Annotated in this window: 4 protein-coding genes and 1 pseudogene; all 5 read left to right on the top strand. The window is 65.4% G+C overall.

Features of this window, described 5'->3' with window-relative positions:
• Positions 1–533: SDR family oxidoreductase (locus QOC69_RS09005; RefSeq protein WP_526438516.1), on the top strand; the 533-nt coding region annotated here is incomplete at its 5' end.
• Between the two features lie 342 nt (positions 534–875).
• A pseudogene (locus QOC69_RS09000) lies at positions 876–1,004 on the top strand (carboxymuconolactone decarboxylase family protein); the annotation flags it as partial.
• A 7-nt stretch (positions 1,005–1,011) separates the two neighbouring features.
• A complete protein-coding gene (locus tag QOC69_RS08995) occupies positions 1,012–1,374 on the top strand; it encodes an SDR family NAD(P)-dependent oxidoreductase (protein ID WP_526438518.1) in 363 nt (120 codons plus the stop codon).
• Complete coding sequence (locus tag QOC69_RS08990; RefSeq protein WP_526438514.1) at positions 1,371–2,213, top strand: NAD(P)-dependent oxidoreductase; 843 nt, start codon at positions 1,371–1,373, stop codon at positions 2,211–2,213. The genes QOC69_RS08995 and QOC69_RS08990 overlap by 4 nt, the downstream gene beginning before the upstream one ends.
• Before the next feature lie 43 nt (positions 2,214–2,256).
• Positions 2,257–2,394: a hypothetical protein gene (locus QOC69_RS08985; protein ID WP_526438512.1), complete on the top strand. Its 138-nt coding sequence runs from the start codon at positions 2,257–2,259 to the stop codon at positions 2,392–2,394.
• The last annotated feature ends 217 nt before the right edge of the window (positions 2,395–2,611 follow it).

The raw sequence follows: 2,611 nt of genomic DNA, 5'->3' as shown, positions 1-2,611 counted from the left end.
GCCAGCTGGGGGGTTTGGATGCCGCCGTGGCCAATGCCGGCGTGCTGACCGCTGGCACGTGGGACACCACGACGGCAGAGCAGTGGCGATTAGTGACCGACGTCAACCTCATTGGGGCATGGAATACGTGCGCGGCAGCAATACCGCACCTGGTTGAGCAAGGCGGCGGCAGCTTGATCAACATCAGCTCTGCGGCCGGAATCAAGGGCAGCCCGCTGCACATCCCCTACACAGCGTCCAAGCAAGGCATCGTCGGCATGAGCGTCGCTCTCGCGAACGAGCTTGCCGCTCAAAGCATCCGGGTCAACACCGTCCACCCGACAGGGGTGTGGACCGGGATGGCGCCACCATCCATGGTCAAGCTAATCGTCGAAGACCGTTCGGACCTAGGTCCTCTCTTCGGGAATGCGCTCCCCGTACCGCTGATCGAGGCCATTGATGTGAGTAACGCGGTGCTGTATCTAGTGTCCGACGAAGCACGATACGTCACCGGCCTGCAATTCAAAGTCGACGCCGGCGTCACCATCCGATGACACCTCAGTCCGAGCCGAACGGTCGGCGTCGACGGCCTGGGCTCACTAGTCCCGCGGGGGCGATGAGTATGTCGCCCGCTTGCCGTTTCCACCATTGCCCCATGCCGCGAATCGAAACGGCCAAGCACCCTGTGCCGCGGCCAATTCAAAGACCAGGACGACGGACGGCCTCTTACGGCCCGGCCGTGCATCGCGGATGGGCCGGTCTCGGCGGATGGACTGTTGGTGTCGGCGACCGGCCGGTGGATTACCGGCCAAACCATCAGCGTCGACGGCGGCTGGGTCATGCGGTTTCAGTCATCGATGTATCCCGAAGACTCAGGGAGATGTGAGCCACGTGACATCAGTAGAAGCCACCGACGGTGGATCACGCTGGCGTGCGTGGGCGCAGCCGATACCGTCGCACCCATTGAAGCCCACGTGTACGCCGCGCTGCGCAGCGGCGACATGACCTTCGAACAAATGCAGGAGTTCGGCGCTGTGGCCTTACGGCTACGACCGCCTTCCCTATGCGGCCAGCAAGGCGGCAGTCGTGGCACTGTCTGAATCGCTGGCGCTGTATACCCGGCCTCGCGGGGTGGGAGTCACATGCCTGTGCCCCGGCCCCGTGCCGACCGGCATCGTCGACCAGATCCCCGTGTTCGGTACCCCACAACCGATACAGGCCCCCACCCTGGCGCTTATCGAGGCCGCCGAAGTGGGGCGGCTCGTCGTCGACGCCATCAAGGACGACACCTTTTTGCTGACCACCCACCGCGAAGTCCACGACATCATGCGCCAGCGCGCCGACGACGTCGACGCGTTCATGAGTGCCCAGATCGCCAAGCTGGCCACCCCATGACCGCCGCCAAGCCGATCGTCGGATTCATCGGCCTCGGGAGCCAAGGCGCGCCGATGGCCCAGGCGCTGATCGACGCAGGCCACGACACCGTGCTGTGGGCCCGCCGGCCCGAGTCAGTTGAGCCGTTCGCCGGCACCGCGCGCATCGCCTCCAGCCCGGCCGAACTCGCTGAACTGGCCGAGGTGATCGGCATTTGCGTCCTCAACGACGACGATGTGGTCGAGGTGGCGCTGCGCCCGAACGGATTGCTCGCCGGGATCACCCCGGGAACAACGGTGCTGATCCACAGCACCGTGCACCCGACAACCTGCCGCCAACTCGGAGAGCGCTTCAGCGAACGTCACGCCCACTTGCTGGATGCGCCGGTCAGCGGCGGCGGCGAAGCAGCCCGCGCGCGGCGGCTCCTCGTGATGGTGGGCGGCGACCACGACATCTACGAAACGGCCGTGCCTGTGCTCTCCGCGTTCGGTGACCCCGTCGTGCACGTCGGAGCCCTGGGTTCCGGCCAGCTGGCCAAACTCCTCAACAACCTGCTGCTGACCGCCACGCTGGGCCTGGCCCACGAGACCGCGGAGTTCGCAGCCGCGTTGGGCGTCGATGAGGCCGCCCTGATGAGCATCATGCCGCACGCCAGCGGACGCAGCTATGCGGTGCAAATGTACGCCGGCCTACTCGACGGCCTTCAGCCACCAACAGCCCGCGTGCGCGTCATCGCCGACTTGCTGGGTAAAGACGTCGCCATCGCCGCCGACCTCGCCGAACACGCGAACCGCGGCGACCTTCTGCTGAGCGCTGCCCACCGGGTGCTCACGGCGATGGGACACAACCCGTGCGCGTGACCTCGACCGTATCGAACCGCCACCGGATCAAAGGAGACCCGTCATGTCCATCCCTGTCAGGCAGCCCGTCGTGACCCACGAGCGCTACCAGCCCCAATCGGCTCAGGACGAGCTATGTGCCCCGGTAGCGATGAAGGCGGCAGTCACCAACCGGTTCAAGGCGACGCAGGATGAGCCGTGAGCGCACCTGTTGGTAACGGGACATCCGGGCTTCCGCCGGGGGCGCCTTTCGGCGGCTACAACCACAGCGGGTACGGCCGGGAAGGACTCTTCGAGTTCCTCCGCACTAAAAATGTGTTCATCCGTAGCTAGTTGATCGCGATGGGGAACGCTTTCAGCCTTTCACGCAGGGAACCGGCCGAGGTGTACCTGAGCTGCTGGCAACGGGTAAGGAGAAT

It is taken from the genome of Mycobacterium sp. (genome assembly GCF_032162105.1).
Classification (GTDB): domain Bacteria; phylum Actinomycetota; class Actinomycetes; order Mycobacteriales; family Mycobacteriaceae; genus Mycobacterium.
Note: the sequence above shows the minus strand (reverse complement) of the source record. Positions and strands in the feature narration are given on the sequence as shown.